The following is a 21,613-nucleotide window of genomic DNA, read 5'->3' as shown; positions in this document are numbered from 1 at the left end:
CTTGACCTTCGCCTCGGGGCAAGGCCGAGGGTGAGCGGGCCGGTCGCGGTGGCCGGCACGAGGAGGAGAACGTGGGTCTGCTGACGATCGGGGCGTTCGCCCGGGCGGCCGGGCTGACACCGAAGGCCTTGCGGCTCTACGACGAGCTGGGCGTGCTCACGCCGGCGGCGGTCGACGCGGAGTCGGGGTACCGGTTCTACGACCCGTCCCAGGTGGCCCACGCCCGGCTGGTCGCGCGGCTGCGCGAGATCGGGATGCCGCTGGCCGCGGTCCGGGAGGTGTGCGCGCTGCCGCCGTCGCAGGCGGCCGACGCGGTCGCCGGCTTCTGGCAGCGGGTCAGCGCCGACACGTCGGCCCGGGCCCGGTTGACGTCCGCCCTCGTCCAGCACCTGTCCGGGAGGGACACCATGAACGACTTCGCTTACGCGGCGGCCATCGACCCCGGGACCGCCCGCGACGACAACGAAGACCGGGCGTACGCCGGGGAGCAGCTCATCGCCGTGGCCGACGGCGCCCGTGGACCGTTCGGGGCGGCGGCCGCGGCGGCGGCGATCGACGCGCTCAAGGACGGCGCGGAGGTGCTGACCGCGCTGGCGTCGGCCGACCGCACGATCCGCGGGCTCTCCCCGGACGATCAACCGGTGACGACGCTGACCGCCCTGGTGCTCCGCGGTTCGCAGCTGACCCTCGTGCACGTCGGGGACACCCGGGCCTACCTGCTGCGCGACGGCGAGCTGTCGCTGCTCACGCAGGACCACAGCTGGGTGCGGGCGCAGGTCGACCAGGGCCGGCTCACCGCGCAGGAGGCGGCGACCCATCCGCAGCGGGCGCTGCTGGTGCGGGCGCTGGGGTGGAGCGACGGCGTCGAGGCGGATCTGGCGCTGCGCACGGCGTTGCCGGGCGATCGCTATCTGCTGTGCTCGGACGGGCTGTGGACGGTCGTCGCCCGCGAAGCCCTCACGGAGGTGCTCGCCTCGGCCGGGTCGCCGCAGGAGGCGGTCGACCGGCTGATCGCCGAGGCCCGGACCGCCGGCGCGCCGGACAACCTGGCCTGCGCGGCATATTTCAGCATCGCTTAACGGTGGGCCAGCAGAATTAAATAGACCTTACGCGTACGGGTTGGGACCGTACAGGCATGACTCCGAGTGGCCTCTACGTCCCGTTGATCACCCCGTTCGCGCCGGACGGAAGCGTCGCGCTGGACGCGCTGGAACGGCTGGCGCAGGACGTGCTCGGCGCCGGGGCGAGCGGGGTGGTCGCGCTGGGCACGACCGGCGAGCCGTCGTCGTTGTCCCCGGCCGAACGGTCGGCCGTCCTGGACGTGCTCGCCGGCGTCTGCGGCTCGACCGGCGGCCAGCTGATCGTCGGCGCCAACGACCGGGCCACGCTGAACGCCGTACCGGCCTCGGCCACGGCTGCGCTCACCCTCGTGCCGCCGTTCGTGCGGCCCGGCGACGAGGGGGTGGTCGCCCACCTGAGCGCCCTGGCCGGCGCGAGCCCGGTGCCGTTGGTGATCTACCACGTGCCGTACCGGACGGCGCAGCCGCTCACGCCGGGCACCGTGCGCCGGCTGGCCGCCCTCCCGAGCGTCGCCGGCATGAAGCTGGCCGTCGGCGGCATCGACGCGGACACGATCGCGCTGCTGGCCGACCCGCCGGACGGCTTCGCGATCCTCGGCGGCGACGACATCGTCATCTCCCCGCTGCTGGCGCTGGGCGCCCAGGGCGGCATCCTGGCGTCGGCCCACCTCGCCACCGCCTCGTTCGCCCGGCTGACCCGCTCCTGGGAGCCCGCGCTCGGTCACCGGCTGGCCCGGCTGTCGGCGGCGTTGTTCGCCGAGCCGAACCCGACCGTCCTCAAGGCCGTGCTGCACGAGCAGGGCCGCATCCCGACCGCGGACGTACGGCTGCCGTTGCTGCCGGCGGCCAAGGAGTCGATGCGGGCCGCCCTCGACGAGGCGGGACGCATCTGACCGGTTCGCGGCTCAGGCCAGGACGGCGACGGCCAGGACGCCCGCGGCCACCACGAGGTGACCCGCCGCGATCGGTACGCTGCGGGGCTGCTTCTTCTCGGCGCCGAGCCGTTCGTAGAGGACGCCGAGGCGACGGCGGACCCGATCGCCGCGAGCGGCGCCGGCGAGGAGCAGCAGCAGACAGGGCAGGCAGTACACCAACGCGTATCCGGCGATGACCGCCAGGGACGCAGCGGTGCCGACGTCGGCGCCGACGATCCGTTCGATGGCGATGAAGTACGGGAAGGCGTTGGGCAGGTCGGCGCCGGTCATCAGCAGACCGAGCCCGGCCGCGGTCAGCGGATTGACCCAGCGCGGAACGGTGACCGCCGGGCGGATCCGGGTCCGCAACCGGCGCAGACCGGCCACGGCCAGCGCCACGGCGGCCACCGTGAACGCTGTCCGGCGCAGCCAGACCAGACCGTTGCCGACCGCGTCGGCCGCGGCGTCGGCGCCGGCGTACACCACGGCGCCGAGCGCGAAGACGGTCAGATAGGCGCCGGCCACAAAGCCCGCCGCCGCCCGGACGGGATGCGCCATCGGAGCGAGCAGGAGCAGGGCCACTCCGGCGATCGTCGCGGGATTCAGGGCGTCGAGCAGAGCCAGGCCGGCCACCCCGGCGAGCAGCGCCGCGGTCACGGCCGCACCGGCAGGCCCAGGTGGGCCAGCAACTGCTCCACCTCGGCCGCCGTCGGGGGCTGACCGGTCAGCGCGGACAGGAAGAGCCCGTCCCCCACGAGCCGCACCAACCGGGCCCGGACCGGGTCGCCCAGCTCGGCGACGAGCATCTGCTGCCAGCGCTGCTCGGCCTCGCCCACCTCCCCGGGCAGATCGAACTCGCCCGTGGCGGTCAGCCGCATCATCGACATCATCGCCCGGTACACCGTGCGGTCGCCCGGCTCGGGCACCGACAACCTCAGCCAGGCCGCCGCCATCGACCGTTCGGCCGCGGCCGCCGTGAGCTGCTCGTCGAAACGTCGCACGGCCCGGGACACCAGCGCGCGCAACAGGGACTGCTTGTCGAAGTGATAGAGCAGGCCGCCCTTGCTCACGCCCGCCCGGGCGGCCACCGCGTCCAGCGCCGGGGGCACCTGTCCCGCGGTGATCAGTTCCTCGGCCGCATCCAGGATGCGTTCCCGCGATGTCGCCATGGCTTTACTGTACCGTCCGGACGGTACAGTTGCGTGTCCGGTAAAAAGGGCCGCCCCTGAGCGGAGCGGCCCTCGGGGAGCGTCAGATGCGGCGGCGCCGGGTGAGCAGCACGGCGCCCACCCCGGCGACGAGCAGCACGACGCCACCGATCAGCAGCGGCACGGTGGCCGAGCCGGTGACCGGCAGACCGCCGCCACCGCCCTCGCCACTGCCCTCGTCACCGTCCGGCACCGGCGCGGCGCCATCGGTCGGCGCGGCCGTGGGGCTCGCCGGGCCGGGACCGGTGAAGTCCAGCTCGAACGACACCACGTTGTTGTCGTTGCGGCCGCCGCCCGGCGGCAGGTCGGAGACCGACGCGGTGACCGTGACCTTCTTGCCCCACACCTTGCTGCCGGCCGGCACCGACACGGTCCGGGTGGCCCGATAGTCCCGGCCCGCCGCGAGCGGGTTGCCGTCGACGCACTGCAGCTCGGGCGACGTCTCGGCCACGCAGGACAGGTCGGCCGGGGTGAAACCGCCCGACCCGAAAACCATCGGCTCCTGACGTTCGGCGAAACCGACCCCGGTCAACGGCCGGGAGCCGTAGTTGTGCACCACGTACGTGTACTTGACGGTGTTGGCCGGCCCGGACGGGCCGGAGACGTTCTCCACCGTGATGCCGACGTCGACCGGCTCGATGACCGTGACGGTGATCGAGCTGGTGTTGGAGGCCGGCTCCTCTTCCTCGCCGTCGGAGGTGACCGTCGCCCTGATCGGCAGCTTGGACCCGGCCGGCGCGTCCACGCGCACCATGAACCACCAGCTCAACGTGTAGTTCTGGTCGTCCTGACTGTCCGGGCGGGTGACCGTGCAGGTCAGCGTGGAGCCGGGGCCGAGGCAGTCGCCGACGGTGCGGCCGGTGCCGCCCGTCCACGGGACGAGGGTGACGCCCGCGGGCAGGTCGACCACGGTCCGGACCGAGCTGATGTCGAAGTCGCGCGCAACGCCCGACACCAGGGCGCTCACCTCGAGCGTCTGACCGGGGCGAACCTCGCCGAAACTGTCCAGGCTCACGGAGAGGTCGACGGGAGCGGCCTGCGCGGGCGCGGCCAGGCCGGTCAGCGTGAGAGCGAACGCGCCGGCCAGCACGGCCAGCCGCTCGAGTCCGCGACCGGGAGCCCTCCGCTGCCGCCGGCCGGCGTGGGCCGAACGCCGAAACAAGATCATGACGGCGGACACTAGCAGCGATTTTTCCCGCCCGCCGATCGTTCGTTCAGCTGCTCATTCCGCCCACGACAAGGTGGCCGCGAGGTTGTCCTGCCACTCGCGCCGGGCGGCCGCCGGCCCGGCCCGAAACCGGTCGACGAAGCCCTGGCACCGGGCCGCGGCCGCCTGCCGCCGCCGCGCCCACGACGGCCGCACGCCGTAGCCGCCGAACAACTCGCCGAGCGCGTCCACCGCCTTCGGGTGGTGACGCCGCACGATCCACTCGCACCAGGCCACATCCTCGACGGGGTCCCCCGGGTGGGCCCACTCCCAGTCCAGCAGCGCGGTCACCCGGAACGTGTCCTGGTCGAACAGCATGTTGTTCGGGCCGAAGTCGCCATGCACGACGACCCATCCCGTACCGGCGGACGTGCCCGGGAAGACCCGGCTCACATCCACCTGCTGCAGCCGCCGCAGCAGCTCCCCGCAGGATCGCAGCACCGGCCGCGCCAGCCCCTGATCGATCAGATCCTGACCGTGCATTCCCGGCAGCTGCTCCAGGTGGAGCGCCCCCTCGGGTACGCCGAGCACCTTGGGCACCGGCAGCCCGGCCGGGAGCCGCTCCAGCACCTCGAGCTCGGTGGCCCGGCGCAACGCCTCGTCGATACCGCCCCGGTACCGCTTGACCACCACGACCCCGTCCCCCTGGGTGTCGTTCGTGTACCCGTGCCGCAGTGGCCGCACGTCCCACCTCCGCCCGCGTTCGCACCCGGCCGCTTCCGCCGGTCGTGATGTCCGTCGATCTCCGGCCGTCATGATGCCGGGTGATCGTATGGCCCTCACCCGAGGTCGCCCTGCCCCCGCCCCCGCCGGACTGGCCGGTTCTCCGACCGACGCCGCGCGGATGATGCCCGGCCTGTCGGTGTCGGCGCGGACCGAGCAGAGGCGGGATCGGCTCAGTCGGACGGCAGGACGGCCCAGTCAGGACCGGCCCAGTCAGGACCGGCTCGGTCGGGACGGCGGGACCGGCTCAGTCGGGGGCGGCGGGACCGGCTCAGTCGGGGGCGGCTGGGCCGGCGGGACCCCAACCGCGGCGGCGGCCCGAGCGGAGGACGACGGCCACCACGGCGAGCAGCAGGACCACGCCGGCGCCGATCGCGGCGAAGAGCATCGCGTTCTGCTGGGAGCGTTCGCGGCGGGCGGCCAGGGCTGCGACGGCCGGGTCGGCGCCTTTGACCACCTCGGGGGCCGGGGCCGGGCGGCCGCGGGTGTTCAGCGTCGCGGTGAGCGCCCGGTAGGGGTTGAGCGCGCCGGAGCCGTACTCGATGCTCGAAGCCCCGCCCGGAGCCGGGTCGGCCGTGGCGATCAGCCGCTGACGCACCTGGGCCGGGGTGATCGCCGGGAAGCGCTGCTTGAGCAGGGCGGCCGTGGCCGACACGAACGGCGTGGCGAAACTCGTGCCGCTCACCGAGGCGTGGCCGGCCACCCGGTTGGCCACGGTGACGGGCTCACCGATCGCGACCAGGTCGACGTAGTCGCCACGCTGAGAGAACGTCGCGCGTTCGCCGTTGTTGTTGATCGCCCCGACACCGATCACGCCCTCGTACTTGGCCGGGAACGGGTCGGGATTGGCGTCGTCGGGGCCGCCCTTGTTGCCGACGGCCGCCACGACCACGACGCCCGCGGCGATCGCGCGGGCGACGGCGGCCCGGACGGCGTCGTTGTCCTGGCTCACCAGCGAGAGGTTGATCACGTCGGCGTCACCCTCGTCGACCGCCCAGTCGATCGCCTCGGCGAAGTCGGCCGGGCTGCCCCGGTCGCCCCTGACGTCGTCGCCGATCTCGAGCTGCTCACTGATCCGCACCGGGACGATCACCGCGTCGGGGGCGAGACCCTGGAAGCCCGTGTCGGCCGCCGGAGCCGCCGCGATGATGCTGGCGACCGCCGTGCCGTGCCCGGCACAATCCTGCCGGCCCGACCGCTCGCCACGCAGGAAATCCTTGCCCTGGGCGACACGTCCCCGCAGCTGGGGATGCTCGGCGTCGACACCGGAGTCGATCACTGCGACCCGCACCCCCGCGCCCGTGGCGAACCCGCCGAGCCGCCCGGGGTCGTACACCCGATCCTCGACGGGAACGCCGGCCGCGACCGGCGCCGCCGCCCCCGGCTGCTCGCAGACCGCGGCCGCGCGGGCCGGCGCGGGAACCGTCAGCACCGCGGCGAACACCGCCGCGGCGGCGACCACCTGACGCGCGCCCATCGATCACCTCCGAGGCCTGTGGCAACGACTCCCATGGATGGTATCGAGGGGGTGCGACAGTTCCGGTTGTGCGCCCAGGGATCACACAGCTAGGTTGTGGGAACCATCTGCGGCGTCGTGAGGGAAACCGGTGAGAGTCCGGTGCGGTCGCGCCACTGTGAACGAGGACCCCGGTCCTCGTGAGTCAGGACGCTCACGCGTCGCAGCCTGTCCAACGGGACGCGTCATCCCGCAAGGAGGTTCTCTGTCATGCCCAAACTCACCACCGCCGGCCAGCTGAGCACGCCCACTGTCTCCCCGCGGCTACTCGTCACGGCCCTCGCCGTCGTCGCCCTCATGCTGCTCGTCACCTACCTGGTCGCCTTCGACCAGGGCGCGGTGTCGCGCAGCGGCATGTTCCTGCACGAGCTCATGCACGACGGCCGCCACCTCCTCGGCGTCCCGTGTCACTGAGCACGAGCTCGAAAGCGCCGGGCTTCGGCGCGCTGCTGCTGCGGGGCCTGCTGGCCGGTCTCATCGCCGGTCTGCTGGCCGGGGTCTTCGCGTACGCCTTCGGCGAGCCCAAGGTCGACGCCGCGATCGCCCTCGAGGAAGCCGCCGCCCACGCCACCGGCGAGCCCAGCCACCACGCCGACGAACTCGTCAGCCGCGACGGCCAGCGGGGCGGCCTGTTCCTGGCCACGGCCCTGTACGGCGCGGCCATGGGCGGCATCCTGGCCACCGCGTACACCCTGCTGCGCCGCCGCCTGCGCACACCGAGCAACACCCGCGCGGCGCTGAGCCTGGCCGGTGCGGCCCTGCTCGGTCTGGTGCTGGTGCCGTACGTGAAGTACCCGCCCAACCCACCGGCCGTCGGCGACCCCGCCACGATCAACCAACGCACGATCAGCTACCTGGCGATCGTCGTGATCGGCCTGGTGGCGGTCTGGGCCGCGGTCGTCGCCAAACGCACCCAGCCCTCGGAGTGGCGCCAGGCGATCGCCGCGGTCGTCGGCTTCCTGGTCGTGGTGGTGGTCGGCTACGCGTTGCTGCCGAACATCAGCGAGGTGCCGGCGACGTTCCCGCCGGATCTGCTGTGGTCGTTCCGGCTGGCTTCGCTGGGCACCCAGGTCGTGCTGTGGACCGCCCTGGGTCTCGCGTACGCCGCCCTGCTGTCCTACAGCGGCCGGCGTCAGGCCACCCAGCCCGAGCGGCAGTCCGTCACCGCCTGAGCAACCACGTTGCACGGTCGCCGCCGCACCCAAAGCTCGACCCGGACCCGGCGGCGACCACCCAACAAACGGGCCCTCCCTACCTCCACCGTGAAGGCCCCTCCCCCGCCTCCACCGCCTCCACCGCCGTTTGATCAGAGGACTGCGTCAGCCCAGCGGGCGACCACCCTCAGCACCGGCGCGCGGCCGGCCAGCATGGCCTCCAGCCCGCGGGTGTCGTAATTCAGCTTGCGACTGCCGCCGTCCATCACGGCCGTCACCATGCGCGGCGCCAGCCAGAAGTACTTCGCCGCGCCGCACGTCATGATCGCGCGGCGCACCGTCTCGTCGTCGACCGCGCCGTCGAGGCCGCGCCGGTACTGCTCGGCCACCACCGTCAGCACCTCGTCGAGCAGCCCGATGTCGATCAGACCGTCGAAGAACGTGTCCAGCGCCAGGTTCGCCGGGTCCTCCCCGATCGCCCCCGGCCCCACGAACGCCCAGTCCAGCAGCACGGGCCCCCGCCGGCCGAAGACCAGGTTCATCGGCCAGACGTCGTGGTGGCACAACGTACGAGGAAGCTCGTCGGCCAGCGCCAAGACCTCCACCCGCCGCTCCCACAACCGGCGCAACCCGGCACGCAGCGCCGGCTCCCACGCCGCCGCCAGCACCGGGTGATCCCAGTTCAGGTCGGCCCCGGGCGCGTTGGCCGTCGTGTAGTCGCGCAGCCAGTCCCGCGCCAGCCACGGCTCCGCGGGCGGGCGTCCGAGCCAGTGCGCGTGCGCGCCACCCAGCCGGAAGGCCACGTCACCCAGATCGGTCACCCCACCCGCTGGCCCAGCTGTGCCGGTCACGTCCTCCAGCCACATCGCCACCGAACCGTCGGGACAGTTCACCTCCTCGTGCAACTCGGGCCCGGGCAGGCCGGGCAGGCCGGAGGCGACCAGCCCGGAGGCGTACGCCCGGGGCTCGCGCCGCCAGTAGTTGAAGTGACCGGGATCGTCGCTGGCCGCCAGGTGCTCGGCGGCGCCTTCCCTCCTCGGCGTCACGATCTTGAGGATCGCGGTGCCGTCGTCACGGTAGACCCGCCAGACGCCGCCGGTCACCTCGTTCGACGTGCTGTGGACAAGTTCCTCGGCGGTCCATCCCGGACGGAGCAGGTTTTCCACAGGGCGACGATATCGGCGCGAAGTTGTCGGAGCCGCCCACTACCTTGCTCGCCATGACCGCATTCCTCCCCGGTGTCGAGCTCGCCCGCCTCTTCTACGTCGAGGCGGTCCGTCCGCTGCTCGGCGACCTGCCCCACGCCGCCGCCCGGCTCGGCCCCGGCTCCGACGTGCTCGGCTTCGACACCGCGAGATCCACCGATCACGACTGGGGCCCCCGCCTCGAGCTGTTCGTCGACGACGACACCGGCGAGCTCGACGCCCGGCTCAGGGAGACGCTGCCGAAGACCTTCCGCGGCTGGTTCACCCACTTCGAGCCGCCGGGTGCACGGGTCCGCTCGATGGCCGCCACCGACGGCCCGGTCGATCACTATGTGACGATCATCCCGTTCCCGCAGTGGTGCCGCGGCGTGCTCGGCTTCGACCCGGCTGACGGCGTCGGCCCGCACGACTGGTTGAGCACCCCGTGGCAGCGCCTCGCCGAGACCACCGGCGGTGCCGTCTTCCACGATCCCGAGGGTGCGCTCTCCCGCGTACGGATGAGTCTGCGCTGGTATCCGGCGGACCTCTGGCGCTACGTGCTGGCCGCCCAGTGGCAGCGCATCGCCGAGGAGGAGGCGTTCCCGGCCCGGGCCGCCGAGGCCCACGACGACAGCGGCGCGGCCATGATCACCGCCCGGCTCTGCCGCGAGGTGGCCCGTCTCGCGGTGCTCCAGTCGAGGCGCTGGCCGCCCTACCAGAAGTGGTTGTCGGCCGCCCTGCCGCCGGATCGGCTCGCCGAGCGGCTGGCCGAGGCGTTGCACGCCAACGAGGCCAAGGCCCGCGAGGACGCGCTGTGCACCGCGTTGGAGATCGCCGCTGAACGGCAGAACGACCTGGGCCTGGCCGCCGAGCTCTCGCCGACCCGCCGGGAGTTCTTCGACCGCGGCTACGCGGTGATCGGCGCCGGCCGCTTCGCCGAGGCGCTGCGCGACGCCATCACCGATCCGGTGCTGCGGGCCCGGCCGCTGACCGGCTCGATCGACCAGATCACCGACAACGTCGCCGTCCTGACCAGTCCGGCCACCTGCCGAGCCGTCGTAGCGGCGGCCGGCGGTCCCTGAGGACCAGCGACGGCCGCCGCACCGGTCGAGGACCGCAGCCCACAGCGGCGGCACGGGAGCGGGCCGCCTGGCCGGTCTCACGGCACGACAGAACGGGATCAGATCGCGCGGGACCATCGGATAGCTTGCGGACATGATGTCGTTCGCCGCGTTGTGGTCCTTCGTCGTGGTCGTCGGGCTGCTCACGCTCACCCCCGGGCTCGATACGGCCCTCATCCTGCGGACGGCGACGGTCCGGTCGGCGCGGCAGGCGTGGGGTGTCGTGCTCGGCATCCAGACCGGCACGCTGCTCTGGGGCGTGCTGGCCTCGGCCGGCATCACCGCGGTCTTCACCGCATCGCACGTCGCTTATGAGGTGATCCGCTGGGCCGGGGTCTGCTATCTCGTCACCATGGGCCTACGCATGCTGTGGGCCAGTCGCCGTGGACAGCCGGAGCAGCACCAGCAACCCGGCGCCGCGACGGCGGACGGGTTCGTCGTCGGGTGGCGGCAGGGCGTGTTCACCAATCTACTGAACCCGAAGATGGGCGCCTTCTACGTGGCGCTGCTCCCCCAGTTCGTCCCGGCGGGTGCGGCGCCGCTGCTCTCCGGTGTCCTGCTGGCGGGCGTGCATGTCGTGCTCGGTCTCCTGTGGTCGGCTTTGCTGGTTGCGAGCGCCCACCGCCTCCGCGGCTTGCTGAGCCGGCCGAGCGCCCGGCGTCTGCTCGACCGCGTCACCGGCTTCGTCATCGTCGGCTTCGGCGCTCGCCTGGCCACGGAAAGCCGGTGATCCGGCGTCACCGACGCCGGCGCTCAACGAGCGCACCGTGGACCGCGCAGCCGAGCTCCTGACTTCGGATCTCGCTGATCAGTCCGGGCTCTTCGAGGTCGGTCGGTCCGTCGGCTTCGGGCAACCAACAGTCCGACCGTTCATCAGTCGCGGTGCCGCCGGACCTTGCGGGCGGATCCGTCGACTCGCCGTGTCCGGCCTGCGGTCGCTGTACTGAGGCGACGCCGCGCCCCCGCCGAGCGGGCCCTGATCGACGCCAGGCTGCTGCCGAGTGGGCCTTTTAGCGACGCCAGGCTGCCGCTGAGCGGGCCCTGATCGACGCCAGGCTGCCGCCGCCGAACGCCTTGGTCGGGGCCTGCAGGTCAACAGTGGTCGGGCACCAAACGAGTTTATGGGACTCGAAGTCTTCCTTTGATGCAGTGGTGCGCTCGCGCACTGCCCCTAAGGCATCCTAGGATGGCAGTTGTCGCTGATGCGCGGCGCCCGCGCCGGATTTGGGGCAGGCCGTCACCCGCACCGGGCCAGGCCTGGCCCGGCCGGATCCGGCCGGGCCTAGCCGGATCTGAGATCTCGAGGCCTGTCGGGGTGAGCCAGTCCCCCGACGGGTTCGGGCACCTTGCCCGCACTCCGGTGGGCACTTGTCTCGGCTGATCGGGGGTCGGCGATCGGGCCTGCCGACGCAGGCGGGCCACGGTGGATCGCGCGGAGGGCGGATGGAGCCGTGTCGTGGCGGGGTTGGGAGCTCCGGCACGCCTAGGGTGACCTTGCGATGAACGAGAACGACACGGCGACCGAGACCAGGCCCTGCGCGCACTGCGGCAAGCCGGTGCAGCAACGCGCTTCCGCCGGGCGGCCCTTCCGGTACTGCCGGGACAACGACGGCGAATGTCAGCGTGCCTCGCGGAACGTGCGGATGCGGCACCGTTCCTCGCCGGGGCTGGCCGGGGAGGTCGCCCGCACGTGGGAGGTTGTCGACCGGCTCGATCAGCTAGTGGGGTCGTTGACCGAGGCGTTGCACTCGGAGTTGTCCCCTACCGGTGTCGAGCGCCAGGTCGCGGAGATCCGGGCGGAGACGTCGGGACGGATCGCGGCCGCGCACACCGAGCGCGATGACGCCCGTCGTGACGCGGAGCGGTCGGCGGCGGAGGCCGCTGCGGCGCAGCAGCTCGCCTCGGCGGCCGACGCCGAGCGGGACGAGGCGCTCCGGCGGGCCGAGGACTCGGAGCGAGCGGCCCAGGCGGCAGTCGAGCGGGCCGTTGCGGCGCAGGCCGGGCGGGAGGACGCCGAGCGGGCGGCCACGGCGGCGGCTGCGCTGCGCGAACGGGCTGAGGCGGACCGGGACGCGGCCCGCGAGGAGCTCGGCGGGGCGCGGGCGGAGATCATCGACGTACGGCGGGAACGCGAAGCGACCGAGCGTGAGCTTGCCTCGGCCCTGCGCGACGCGGAGTCGGCGGCCACCCGTGGCGAGGAGTTGCGCCGGGAGCGGGACGCCGCGCGGGACGACATCAGGCGGGCCGAGGCGGACCTGAAGGCCGTCCGCCTCGAGGTGACCGAGCAGCGGGCGGCCGCCGACAAGATCCTCGAAGGGGTACGACGGGAGGCCGCGGCCGCTCATCAGGCGGCCGACGCCGAGCTCGCCCGGGTGCGCCAGGACCTCACCACTGCCGTGTCCGAACGGGACGCGCTGCTGCGGACGCGGGAGGAGCTCGAACGCGCCGACCGCGACCGGGCCGAACTGCAACGCCGGTTGGCCGCCGCCCAGGCGGAGGCCGAGGCGGCACAGTCTCGGGCGGCTCAGTTGTCCACGCAGGTCAGCGACCTCGCGTCCGCCCTGGCCAGTCTCGGTACGGTCCGGCCGGCCGCACCACCGGCCCAGCCAGGCCCCGCCGACGCCCGCGTCTGAGCCCCGCCGAGCCCGGCCGAGCCCCGCCGAGTCCGGCCGATCAAGCCGAACCGACGAGACCGATAGGGGGCGAGCCGCGCGAGCCAGCCGAACCGATGGGAGCCGAACCGATGGGACCAAGGGGCCAGGAAGGCCGGGCGGCCCGCCGCTCAGGGCGTGCAGCGCATGAGGCAGGACTGCACCGGGAAGTCGACGGCCGCGAATGCGCATGATCGGCGCGGGGTGGGGAAGAACACCCCACAGGTGAACATTGGCAGGACAGTTCTCATCTTCGGGGACCGACGGACGAATGTGCTCGGTGCGGAGCCACACCAGGGTGGCGATTTGACGGTTACCCGACCGGGTGACCAATGTCGCACCACCTGGAGAACACTCATAGGCCGTAAAGTGGACCAAGGTCCACTTCGGCGGGGGTTCGCGGTGCCGGGTAAGAGCTGCGGGCGGTTACGCTCGTAGCGTTAACACCACCGTCACAACGGTGGTCCAGTGTCTCGGCGACCGTTGGGATCCCACCACAGGAATCCGACAGACGCCCCTTTCGTTACATCAACGGAAGCAGCACCACGAGCGAGGGGAAGCCACCATGGGCGAACGCATGCTGCGCGGCAGCCGTCTTGGCGCAGTCAGCTACGAGTCCGACCGCAACACCGAGCTGGCGCCCCGGCAGACCCGAGAGTACCTGTGCGTGAAGGGCCACCAGTTCGAGGTTCCGTTCGCCGTCGACGCCGAGGTGCCCACCACCTGGGAGTGCAAGTTCGACGGCAGCGTCGCCCGCCTGGTGGACGGCAACGAGCCGGAGCAGAAGAAGGCGAAGCCGCCGCGCACCCACTGGGACATGCTCCTCGAGCGTCGGTCGATCTCCGAGCTGGAGGACATCCTCAACGAGCGGCTCCAGGAAGTCCGCACGCGCCGAGGCCGCTGAACCGGTCCGAACGTAACGAAAAAGGCCGCCCCTCGGGGCGGCCTTTGGCGCAAAAGGGCAATTCAGCGTTGAAGGGTGATCCGGCGCCAAAAAGGGTGATCCGGCATCAAAAGGCTCATCCGCCGCCCGAAAGAGGTGATCCGGCGTCGAGACGAGGTCAGCGCATGACCTCGCCCTCGATGACCTCGCCCTCGATGGCGGCGGCCGGCGTGCGCTGCGCGGGCGCCGGCTCCTCGTCGATGACGACCGGGTTGCCAGGGTGGACCCGCACGTGGCGGGCGCCGAACAGGTCGCTCGCGGCGGCCCCGCCCACGCGGCGCTCGGCGTAGCGCTCCATCTGGTGGCGGGCCAGCTGACGGCCCGGCGGCAGCAGCAGGAGCAGGCCGGCCACGGACGAGACGAAGCCGGGGACCGCGAGCAGCAGGGACCCGAGCAGGCCGACCAGCGAGTTGGCCACGGCCCGGCCGGGCGGGCGCCCCTCGGCGGCGGCGGCCTGGAACCGGCGCCAGCCCTTCATGCCCTCGCGGCGCAGCAGCGCCATGCCCGTGACACTGGCCGCGAGCCCGATCAGGACCGCCCAGACGCCACCGACGGCGTGGACCACGGCGATGAAGACGACGATCTCGACGATCGCCAGTGCTGACAGCCCCAGCGGCAGCAGGGCTAGGCCTCGACCACGCATGCGGTTCCTCCGTGTCAATCGACCTCAAGCATGACACGGAGTCGCGAGGTCACGGCCAGGTGGAACCCTCGGCGGCGCGCTTGCCGAACCGCTTGCGGACCGACTCCCGCCGTGCCTGCACGCCCCACAACGTGACCCTGAGCAGCTGTTCCTTGAAAATGTTGCCGCTCATCTTGCTGACGCCGTGTTCGCGCTCGGTGAACGTGATCGGCACCTCGGCGATGCGGAAACCGGACTGGTAGCTGCGCCAGGCCAGCTCGACCTGGAAGGAGTAGCCGGTCGAGGCCACCGTCTCGACGTTGATCTCGTCCAGGACGGGCATCCGGTAGGCGCGGTAACCGCCGGTCGCGTCGCGGAACGGCATGCGCAGGGCCAGCCGGATGTAGATGTTGCCGCCGCGCGAGAGCAGCAGCCGGCGCATCGGCCAGTTCCGTACGCTGCCGCCGGGGATGTAACGGGTGCCGAGCACCGCGTCGTTCTCCTTGAGCGCGTCGAGCAGCTTCGAGAGCTCCTCGGGGGCGTGCGAGCCGTCGGCGTCCATCTCGACGACTGCGTCGTACCCCTTGTTCTTGGCCCAGGCGAAGCCCGCCTTGTACGCCGCCCCGAGCCCCTCCTTGCCCGCGCGGTGCAGCACGAAGATGTGGTCGTCGGCGACCGCCAGCTCGTCGGCGATGGTGCCGGTCCCGTCGGGCGAGTTGTCGTCGGCGACGAGGATGTCGACCTCGGGGACGGCGCGGCGTACCCGCTCGGTGATCAGGCGGATGTTGTCCGCCTCGTTGTAGGTCGGGATCACCACCAGGACCCGTCCTACCCCCGGGTAGCCTTCCGCGTCGCTCACCGTGCCTCCGTAAAGTCAGTCTTCGTACGCCGGCGGCGACGCAACGGCAGCGCGCCGACCACAGCGACGATCGCCAGGGCGACCATCGCCAATTCGGGCCAGTGGCCCAAACGAGTCGCTAGCGTAGTCGGTCCGCCCAGCCTCATGTCACGCACCATCGTCGCGCCGACATTGAAGCCGCTCGAGTCGTACACCTGACCGGCCGTACCGGCGAAGGCGGACACTCCGACCGTGGAGACCATCAATGCCTCGCGGCCGTGCTCGACGGCCCGCAGCCGCACCATGGCCAGCTGCTGACGGGCCTCGGCCTCGTTGAACGTCGCGTTGTTGGTCTGGACGGCGAAGACCTGCGCCCCTCCGGTCACAGTGTCGCGGACGATGTCGTCGTACGCCACTTCGAAGCAGATGACGTCGCCGACGGTCACGGCCCCGCTGCGCAGGACGCCCGGGTGGTCGCCGGGGAGCATGTTGCGGACCAGGTCGACCTTGTTGCTGACCAGGCGCGCGATCGACCGCAGGGGCATGTACTCGGCGAACGGGACCGGGTGCCGCTTGACGTACGTCTGGGCCAGGTCGGGGCCGGTGCCGGGGTTCCACAGGATGCCGGCGTTCTTGATGTCGCCCGGTTTGTCGGTGCGCAGCACGGTGCCGACCAGGATCGGCGCCTTGATCAGGTCGGCCGCGCGGGAGATCACGGCGGCCGCGTCGGAGTTGCGCAGCGGGTCGATGTCGCTGGAGTTCTCGGGCCAGACGACCAGGGCGGGCTGCTTCTGCCGGCCGGCGGCGACCTCGGCGGCGAGCCGCTCGGTGGCCCTCACATGGTTGTCGAGCACGGCCCGGCGCTGGGCGTTGAAGTCGAGGCCGAGGCGGGGCACGTTGCCCTGCACGATCGCCACCGTCGCGGTCTCGCCGCCCGGCTCGGCCACCGGCACGAGCAGCGGGCCGGCGATCAGGGCGGCGGCGGCCAGGCCGAAGCCGAGCACCGGGCCGAGCGGGCGGCGGGTGTGCGGCGCCCTCGCGCTCGGCCGCCACCCGCGCCAGGCCAGCGCGACCAAAGCGCCACCGGCGGCGGCGACGGCGAAGGTGACCAGCGGGGCGCCACCCCAGGCGGCCAGGCGCAGCGCCGGGGCGTCGTCCTGGCTGAACGCGAGCCGCCCCCACGGGAAACCGCCGAACGGGGCCCGGTCGCGGGCCGCCTCCTGAGCCACCCAGAGCAGCCCGAGCACCGGCGGCCACAGTGCCCGCCACCGGTCGAGAAGGGGTGACAGCCAGGCGGTGGCCAGGCCGGCCAGCCCCAGATAGGCGGCCTGGGCCAGCGAGAGCAGCAGCCAGGGCAGCCAGCCGGCGGCGAACGTCGTCCACCACAGCAGCGGCAGGAACAGCACCAGCCCGGCCAGGAAGCCGAGCCCGAAGGCCCGGCGCAGGCGCCGGCGGTGGGTCGCGCCGGCGAGCAGCGCCACCCCGGCCGGGGCGAGCCACCACAGCCCGTACGGCGGCAGCGCGAGCAGCAGCGCCACCCCGGCGAGCACGGCCATCGGCACGGCGACCCGGCGGCTCACCGGCCGGCGTCCGGGCTGCGCCGTGACCTGCGGCGGAGCGGGGGGCTGCAACGTCATCTCCACGCGCGAGAGGCTACCTGGCGACGACCGGCCCGAATCGGACAGTCGGGGCGCGCGGGCGCATCGATAAGGAAACAATTCATCAGCCTAGCGCCGGGCCGGGGAGATGCGGGCGGATCGGAGCGAAACGAGGCGCGGCCCCGCCCCGGGACCGCGCCTCCTGTGCACCACACCCTGGGCACGGCCGGTGGGCCGTACGGAGGTCGCGGACGCCTTCGGACCGGCATGCTCCGCGCCGGCTGCGCGGGTCACACCGTTGTCTACTGGTGCCCGTTCTCTCCTGCGGCCCACCGCGGACGCGACCGGTCCGCGCCGCCCCGCCGGCCCTCACCCCCTGGACCTGGCTGAACGCGCGACCCCTGCGAGGACTGCGGCCAGTGGGTGAGGGAACGGAGCGAACAGAGTCACTCCCGTACTCAGGATTCGACGACGGTACGTCCGGCCCCCGGAGGTCTGTCAACCGCCGTCCCCGTCCTCGGGCGTGTCGCGTTCGTCGGCGTGTCATCCGACGTACCCGTTCGGGCTACAGGCTGTTCACCAGGGCGGTGGCGGCGGCACGGTGATCGATGGCCAGCAGGCCCGCGGCGGCCAGGACGTACTGCTGGTCGACGACCGTGCGGGCCGAGGTGGGCGCGGCCCAGCCGCCTGACTGGTCAGACAGCACCGCGTCCAGCACATACGGCCCGCCGCCGTGGCGCAGCACGCCCCCGGAGCCGACCACCAGACGGACGTCGCGCAGATCCCGGCCGCCCGTGCGGGGCTGCCCGGGACCGGACGAGTGACCGCGGGCGTGCCGCCGCAGGGCGATCGTGGCGGCCGCCGCGGCTAACTCATAGTCACCCGGCCGGGTCCCCCGATCCGGTAGTGCCAACTTCTCGGCGATCGCGGCCGCGCGGGTGCCGTCGGCGCCGACGGCGACGCCGAGGTCGCCCTCGACCGTCCGGGACCGCCACAGCGTGCCGGCCACGTCGCGCCGCGGACCCGACTCGCTCTCGGCGTCGGGCACCAGAGCCGAATAGACGTCCGTGGTCGCCCCGCCCACGTCGACCACCAGGACCCCCGCTCCCGTGCCGTCAGCGAGCAGCTCGACGCCCGCCAGGACCGCGTCCGGCGTGGCCGCCCGCACCAGCGACGCGAACCGCGGGCCCTTCGAGAGCCGCTTGCCGCCGATCACGTGCCGCAGGAACACCTCGCGGATCGCCGCCCGCGCGGGACCGGGGTCGAGCACGCCGATCCGGGGCAGCACGTTGCCCGTGACGGTCACCGGGACCCGCCGCGCGCCCAGCCGGGCCGCCGCCTCGTCGCGGACCTCGGCGTTGCCGGCCACCACGACCGGCACGCGCAGCCGGGAGGTGGCCAGCCGGTGGGCGTTGTGGGCCAGCACCTCGCCGTCGCCGCCGTCGGTGCCGCCGACGAGCAGGATCACATCCGGACGGGACTCGCGCAGCGCGGTCACGGCCCGGCCGTCCAGCAGCCCGGCCGCCACGTGCACCACGCGGGCGCCCGCCGACAACCCGACCCGGTGCCCGGCCTCGGCGGTGACCAGCGACTCGTAGCCGACCACAGCCAGTCGCAGCCCGCCCCCGGCGGACGAGCACACGTACAGCTCGTCGCCGCCCCCGACCGCCGCCACCGCCTGATCAAGACCGGTCAGGACGTCGCCCGCCGTGGTGGTCGGGACCTCGGCCCGGCGCACCAGCCGGCCGGCGCCCAGGTCGACGAGGGCAGCCTTGGTGTACGTGGATCCGACGTCGACGCAGACCGCGGTGCTCACGCCGCCGGCGGGACGACGACCGTGCCGGTGGCGGTCACCGCGACGATCGGCTCGTCCAGCACGGCGGCGGCCGACCCGGCCGTGCCCCGGCAGACGACCCGCGACTCGAACGCGATCGTCCGCGACCGGGTGCCCATCCGGGTCACCGTGGCGACGATCTCGAGCACGTCGCCCGCCTGGACCGGGGCCTTGAACTGAACGTCGTCGTACGAGGCGAACAGCCCCTCGTCGCCGTCGAGCCGGATGCACACCTCGGTGGCCACGTCGCCGAACAGGCCGAGCGAGTACGCCCCGTCGACCAGGTTGCCCGCGTAATGCGCGTGCGAGTACGGGACATAGCGGCGGTGGGTGACCGTGATCACGAAGAGCTCCCGGTGATGGCGTGGACGAGATACGAGGCGACTTCGCGGGGCGTGGTGCCCCGCGTGAAGATGCGGTCGACGCCGAGCTCGCCGGCCATCAGCTCGTCGAAGCGCGGCCCGCCGACGATCAGAAGCGGACGGCGACCGGCCGGCAGGGCCTCCCGGAAGGCGGCCGACATGGCCCGCGTGTTCTGCAGGTGTGCGTCGCGCTGGGTGACCACCTGGGAGACCAGCACCGCGTCGGCCTTACGCTCGCGGGCGGTCTCGACCAGGTCGGGCACCGAGACCTGCGCGCCCATGTTGGTCACCGACAGCTCGCTGTAGTACTCCAGGCCCTTCTCCCCCGCGATCCCCTTGAGGTTGAGGATCGCGTCGATGCCGACGGTGTGCGCGTCGGTGCCGATGCACGCCCCGACCACGTTGAGCCGCCGGCGCAGCCGCCGCTTGATGACCGCGTTGACCTCCTTGGCGCTCAGCAGCGGGAAGTCGCGCTCGACGACCTGCACCTTGTCGGTGTTGACGAGGTGGGCGACCTTGCCGTAGACGACGAAGAACGTGAACCCCTCGCCCATCGGCTTGGCGTGCACGAGCAGCGCCGGGTCCATGCCCATCTTGTTGGCCAGCTGGACCGCGGCGCCCTCGGCCCGCTTGTCGTGCGGGATCGGCAGCGTGAACGACAGCTGCACCATCCCGTCCCCGGTGGTGTCCCCGTACGGCCGGACGATGCTCACTTCTGCTCCAGAATCGCTGTGACGAGGCGCCAGACGCCGGTCGACGGGTTTCGGACATGCTCCCGCCCACTCGGATCCAGCCGTTGCGCCCGCTCGATCGCGCGGTCCAGCCCGTCGCCGAAGTCGTCGAAGCTGAGCCGGGTCTTGTCGTACGAGGGAAGGATTTTGCGCAGCCTGCGGACCACCGCAGTGCAATTCTCATATGCGGCAGTGCACGGTTCGTGGTGCAGCAACAGCCAGACCTCGAAGCACGGGTTGGAAACGGCGACTTGGATGCCCGCTGCGGCCGCGAGAGTGACGGCCGCCGAGACCTTGCCGCCCTCGCGCTCGTAATGGTCGACGTCCGTCACACACCACGCCTCGTCGAACCTGGTCCGGTCGAACTCGCCCTGCGCATGGTGTACCAGTTGATCCGGCGAACCGGGCTTGAGAGCCAACCGCATTGTGACGGGAGCCGTACGTCCTGACGCCCGCAAACCCCGCAGATAGTCAGCTTCGGTGCGGTCGGCTCCGATCACGACCAGATACCGGGGCAGTGCCGTACGGGAGGGCGGCCGCCGACGCTGGGAAGGCCTACGATTCGGCATCGGCGGATCCCGTCCGATTCCGTCGGAGCGAGTCGACAAGCGTATCGGTGAAAAGCGCGGGGACAGCTCCGTAGCTACCCGCCAAGTATCGACTTTCTCTGTGCTCGCGCTCCGGTCCTTCGAAGTCCGACAAGGGATAAAGGGCCGATGCGCCTTCCCGCTTCTCGACGAACCAGATCTCGTCGCGCGCGAGGACTTCCTCATCGCCGAGGTCCGACCCGAGGAGGGTCGCGTCGTGGGTGGTGAACACCAGTTGAGACTGGTGCCGGTTGGTGTCGTCGTTCCGGAAGAGCTCGACGAGCCGGGCGGTCAGCCGGGGATGCAGGCTCGCATCGATCTCATCGATGACCAGCACCGCTCCTGCTTCGAGCGCGGACAAGGCCGCGAGCAGTAGGTCGGCCCAGGCCAGCGTTCCGTGGGACTGGTCCGCGAGACCGAGCCGACGACCGTCCTTGCCGTGCAGGAAGTTCACTTCCTGCTTGAGCTGCCCGGCTCGCCGCCGGTCATCCAGAAGCGTCTCGGCGATCTGCCGTTGCGCCGTTCCGGAGTCGGCGGCCAGCAGGCGGGCCGCGTGCCGGGCCCGGTCGAGCTCCTCGGGCGACGGGACCACCTCCACGCCGGAAATTCCCAGATCGGCCGCCCTGAGCAGATCCGCGAACTCCGGATGACGGTGCGCCGCTTCGAGGATTCGAGCACTGACTGTGCCGGGCGTCCGGGCCCAGGATCGCTGACTTCCGAGGATCCGCAATTTGTCGCGGAACCATCGATAGACCGGCAGCAAATCCTCCTGTCCGGCCTGAACCGCGGTGCTCAGCAGCAGTGCGTTGTCGCGAAGCAAACTGCCCAGCAGCTCCGCTCGGTCTTGACCGCCCCGCACTGCCGGACCGAACTCGACCGTTCGTCCCCGTCTCTCGAACGTCACCGACCGCTCGTCGTCCGGGTAACTGTGCAACCACTCCTCGATCACGGTGTCCTGGTCCGCGGTGAAGCCGTACACCACCTGCACGCCGTCCAGGATCAGTTCGACCGTGAAATCTGAGGGCTCGGCGGCGGACACGTCGTCCAGCCGATACGGGTCGCGCGGTACCCCGGACTCGGCCTCCCATGAGCGGTAGGAGGATTGCACCGCTCGATCCATCCATCCCAATGCGTCGACCAGGTTGGACTTGCCCGAGGCATTCGCGCCGAACACCGCCGCCACCGGCAGGACCCGGGCCCCGCTCTCCACCGCCGGCATCAGCAGAAGTTCCTGCTCGTTCCGCAAGGAGCGGTGATTGGTAACGCGGAAACTACGCAACATGAATGCGCTCCGTTGAGTTCGGCCACTCGTCGGCGCCAGTAAATCGCAGTCTGGGTGTC

Annotated in this window: 22 protein-coding genes and 1 riboswitch; of the genes, 8 read left to right on the top strand and 14 right to left on the bottom strand. The window is 72.2% G+C overall.

Annotated features, from left to right (window positions below):
• Window positions 1–71 precede the first annotated feature (71 nt).
• Window positions 72–1,079, top strand: coding sequence for a MerR family transcriptional regulator (locus HJC40_RS23570; protein ID WP_250003565.1), 1,008 nt, complete (start codon window positions 72–74; stop codon window positions 1,077–1,079).
• A gap of 56 nt (window positions 1,080–1,135) precedes the next feature.
• Window positions 1,136–1,972 (top strand): dihydrodipicolinate synthase family protein, encoded by an 837-nt coding sequence (locus tag HJC40_RS23565; protein ID WP_250003564.1) that lies wholly within the window; start codon window positions 1,136–1,138, stop codon window positions 1,970–1,972.
• Between the two features lie 12 nt (window positions 1,973–1,984).
• On the opposite strand, the gene HJC40_RS23560 is transcribed toward HJC40_RS23565, so the two are convergent.
• The 5 genes from HJC40_RS23560 to mycP form a co-directional block, all read right to left on the bottom strand.
• A complete protein-coding gene (locus tag HJC40_RS23560) occupies window positions 1,985–2,650 on the bottom strand; it encodes a GAP family protein (RefSeq protein ID WP_250003563.1) in 666 nt (221 codons plus the stop codon).
• The gene (locus HJC40_RS23555; RefSeq protein ID WP_250003562.1) at window positions 2,647–3,162 is read right to left on the bottom strand and encodes a TetR/AcrR family transcriptional regulator; all 516 of its coding nucleotides are present in this window, start codon (window positions 3,160–3,162) and stop codon (window positions 2,647–2,649) included. Before HJC40_RS23555 ends, HJC40_RS23560 begins: the two co-directional genes overlap by 4 nt.
• An 82-nt stretch (window positions 3,163–3,244) precedes the next feature.
• The gene (locus tag HJC40_RS23550) at window positions 3,245–4,369 is read right to left on the bottom strand and encodes an LPXTG cell wall anchor domain-containing protein (protein ID WP_250003561.1); all 1,125 of its coding nucleotides are present in this window, start codon (window positions 4,367–4,369) and stop codon (window positions 3,245–3,247) included.
• 54 nt (window positions 4,370–4,423) lie between these two features.
• Window positions 4,424–5,092 (bottom strand): phosphotransferase, encoded by a 669-nt coding sequence (locus HJC40_RS23545; protein ID WP_250003560.1) that lies wholly within the window; start codon window positions 5,090–5,092, stop codon window positions 4,424–4,426.
• A 310-nt stretch (window positions 5,093–5,402) separates the two neighbouring features.
• Window positions 5,403–6,608 carry a type VII secretion-associated serine protease mycosin gene (mycP, locus tag HJC40_RS23540; RefSeq protein WP_250003559.1) on the bottom strand — a complete coding sequence of 402 codons (1,206 nt, stop codon included), beginning with the start codon at window positions 6,606–6,608 and terminating at the stop codon, window positions 5,403–5,405.
• A 122-nt stretch (window positions 6,609–6,730) separates the two neighbouring features.
• Window positions 6,731–6,801: riboswitch (cobalamin riboswitch) on the top strand.
• 56 nt (window positions 6,802–6,857) lie between these two features.
• On the opposite strand from mycP, the gene HJC40_RS23535 reads away from it, so the two are divergent.
• A complete protein-coding gene (locus HJC40_RS23535; RefSeq protein ID WP_250003558.1) occupies window positions 6,858–7,061 on the top strand; it encodes a CbtB domain-containing protein in 204 nt (67 codons plus the stop codon).
• On the top strand, window positions 7,052–7,819 hold the full coding sequence (locus HJC40_RS23530; RefSeq protein ID WP_250003557.1) for a CbtA family protein: 768 nt from the start codon (window positions 7,052–7,054) through the stop codon (window positions 7,817–7,819). The genes HJC40_RS23535 and HJC40_RS23530 overlap by 10 nt, the downstream gene beginning before the upstream one ends.
• Window positions 7,820–7,953: 134 nt before the next feature.
• On the opposite strand, the gene HJC40_RS23525 is transcribed toward HJC40_RS23530, so the two are convergent.
• Window positions 7,954–8,967: a phosphotransferase gene (locus tag HJC40_RS23525; RefSeq protein ID WP_250003556.1), complete on the bottom strand. Its 1,014-nt coding sequence runs from the start codon at window positions 8,965–8,967 to the stop codon at window positions 7,954–7,956.
• A 53-nt stretch (window positions 8,968–9,020) separates the two neighbouring features.
• On the opposite strand from HJC40_RS23525, the gene HJC40_RS23520 reads away from it, so the two are divergent.
• The 4 genes from HJC40_RS23520 to HJC40_RS23505 all read left to right on the top strand — a co-directional run bounded on the left by HJC40_RS23520 (window position 9,021) and on the right by HJC40_RS23505 (window position 13,661).
• Complete coding sequence (locus HJC40_RS23520; protein WP_250003555.1) at window positions 9,021–10,067, top strand: DUF4037 domain-containing protein; 1,047 nt, start codon at window positions 9,021–9,023, stop codon at window positions 10,065–10,067.
• Between the two features lie 133 nt (window positions 10,068–10,200).
• Window positions 10,201–10,836, top strand: a complete 636-nt coding sequence (locus HJC40_RS23515; protein ID WP_250003554.1) for a LysE family translocator — start codon at window positions 10,201–10,203, stop codon at window positions 10,834–10,836.
• 769 nt (window positions 10,837–11,605) lie between these two features.
• Complete coding sequence (locus tag HJC40_RS23510) at window positions 11,606–12,739, top strand: serine/threonine protein kinase (protein WP_250003553.1); 1,134 nt, start codon at window positions 11,606–11,608, stop codon at window positions 12,737–12,739.
• A gap of 583 nt (window positions 12,740–13,322) precedes the next feature.
• Window positions 13,323–13,661 (top strand): RNA polymerase-binding protein RbpA, encoded by a 339-nt coding sequence (locus tag HJC40_RS23505; protein ID WP_133877974.1) that lies wholly within the window; start codon window positions 13,323–13,325, stop codon window positions 13,659–13,661.
• 157 nt (window positions 13,662–13,818) lie between these two features.
• Here the strand turns inward: HJC40_RS23505 and HJC40_RS23500 are convergent, their stop codons facing one another.
• The 8 genes from HJC40_RS23500 to HJC40_RS23465 all read right to left on the bottom strand — a co-directional run bounded on the left by HJC40_RS23500 (window position 13,819) and on the right by HJC40_RS23465 (window position 21,554).
• A complete protein-coding gene (locus tag HJC40_RS23500) occupies window positions 13,819–14,343 on the bottom strand; it encodes an FxsA family protein (protein ID WP_250003552.1) in 525 nt (174 codons plus the stop codon).
• Window positions 14,344–14,392: 49 nt separating this feature from the next.
• Window positions 14,393–15,181: a polyprenol monophosphomannose synthase gene (locus HJC40_RS23495; RefSeq protein WP_250003551.1), complete on the bottom strand. Its 789-nt coding sequence runs from the start codon at window positions 15,179–15,181 to the stop codon at window positions 14,393–14,395.
• Window positions 15,178–16,797, bottom strand: coding sequence for an apolipoprotein N-acyltransferase (lnt, locus tag HJC40_RS23490; protein ID WP_250003877.1), 1,620 nt, complete (start codon window positions 16,795–16,797; stop codon window positions 15,178–15,180). Before lnt ends, HJC40_RS23495 begins: the two co-directional genes overlap by 4 nt.
• Before the next feature lie 526 nt (window positions 16,798–17,323).
• The gene (locus HJC40_RS23485; protein WP_250003550.1) at window positions 17,324–18,574 is read right to left on the bottom strand and encodes a glutamate mutase L; all 1,251 of its coding nucleotides are present in this window, start codon (window positions 18,572–18,574) and stop codon (window positions 17,324–17,326) included.
• Window positions 18,571–18,936: a hotdog domain-containing protein gene (locus HJC40_RS23480; protein ID WP_250003549.1), complete on the bottom strand. Its 366-nt coding sequence runs from the start codon at window positions 18,934–18,936 to the stop codon at window positions 18,571–18,573. The genes HJC40_RS23485 and HJC40_RS23480 overlap by 4 nt, the downstream gene beginning before the upstream one ends.
• Window positions 18,933–19,667: an OAM dimerization domain-containing protein gene (locus HJC40_RS23475; protein WP_250003548.1), complete on the bottom strand. Its 735-nt coding sequence runs from the start codon at window positions 19,665–19,667 to the stop codon at window positions 18,933–18,935. The genes HJC40_RS23480 and HJC40_RS23475 overlap by 4 nt, the downstream gene beginning before the upstream one ends.
• The gene (locus HJC40_RS23470; protein ID WP_250003547.1) at window positions 19,664–20,185 is read right to left on the bottom strand and encodes an RloB family protein; all 522 of its coding nucleotides are present in this window, start codon (window positions 20,183–20,185) and stop codon (window positions 19,664–19,666) included. The genes HJC40_RS23475 and HJC40_RS23470 overlap by 4 nt, the downstream gene beginning before the upstream one ends.
• A 55-nt stretch (window positions 20,186–20,240) precedes the next feature.
• Window positions 20,241–21,554 carry an ATP/GTP-binding protein gene (locus tag HJC40_RS23465; RefSeq protein ID WP_250003546.1) on the bottom strand — a complete coding sequence of 438 codons (1,314 nt, stop codon included), beginning with the start codon at window positions 21,552–21,554 and terminating at the stop codon, window positions 20,241–20,243.
• Window positions 21,555–21,613: the final 59 nt, after the last annotated feature.

Origin of the sequence: Actinoplanes sp. M2I2, from assembly GCF_023544445.1 — a bacterium.
Taxonomy (GTDB): domain Bacteria; phylum Actinomycetota; class Actinomycetes; order Mycobacteriales; family Micromonosporaceae; genus Actinoplanes.
The sequence above is the reverse complement of the archived record's forward strand: the minus strand, read 5'-3'. Positions and strand labels throughout refer to the sequence as shown.

Bases quoted from the DNA above. Each gene is read 5' to 3' on its own strand.
- HJC40_RS23565 (WP_250003564.1), top strand. From the start codon at position 1,136: ATGACTCCGAGTGGCCTCTACGTCCCGTTGATCACCCCGTTCGCGCCG.
- HJC40_RS23555 (WP_250003562.1), bottom strand. From the start codon at position 3,162: ATGGCGACATCGCGGGAACGCATCCTGGATGCGGCCGAGGAACTGATC.
- HJC40_RS23550 (WP_250003561.1), bottom strand. From the start codon at position 4,369: ATGATCTTGTTTCGGCGTTCGGCCCACGCCGGCCGGCGGCAGCGGAGG.
- mycP (WP_250003559.1), bottom strand. From the start codon at position 6,608: ATGGGCGCGCGTCAGGTGGTCGCCGCCGCGGCGGTGTTCGCCGCGGTG.
- HJC40_RS23535 (WP_250003558.1), top strand. From the start codon at position 6,858: ATGCCCAAACTCACCACCGCCGGCCAGCTGAGCACGCCCACTGTCTCC.
- HJC40_RS23520 (WP_250003555.1), top strand. From the start codon at position 9,021: ATGACCGCATTCCTCCCCGGTGTCGAGCTCGCCCGCCTCTTCTACGTC.
- HJC40_RS23515 (WP_250003554.1), top strand. From the start codon at position 10,201: ATGATGTCGTTCGCCGCGTTGTGGTCCTTCGTCGTGGTCGTCGGGCTG.
- HJC40_RS23510 (WP_250003553.1), top strand. From the start codon at position 11,606: ATGAACGAGAACGACACGGCGACCGAGACCAGGCCCTGCGCGCACTGC.
- HJC40_RS23505 (WP_133877974.1), top strand. From the start codon at position 13,323: ATGGGCGAACGCATGCTGCGCGGCAGCCGTCTTGGCGCAGTCAGCTAC.
- HJC40_RS23500 (WP_250003552.1), bottom strand. From the start codon at position 14,343: ATGCGTGGTCGAGGCCTAGCCCTGCTGCCGCTGGGGCTGTCAGCACTG.
- lnt (WP_250003877.1), bottom strand. From the start codon at position 16,797: ATGACGTTGCAGCCCCCCGCTCCGCCGCAGGTCACGGCGCAGCCCGGA.
- HJC40_RS23465 (WP_250003546.1), bottom strand. From the start codon at position 21,554: ATGTTGCGTAGTTTCCGCGTTACCAATCACCGCTCCTTGCGGAACGAG.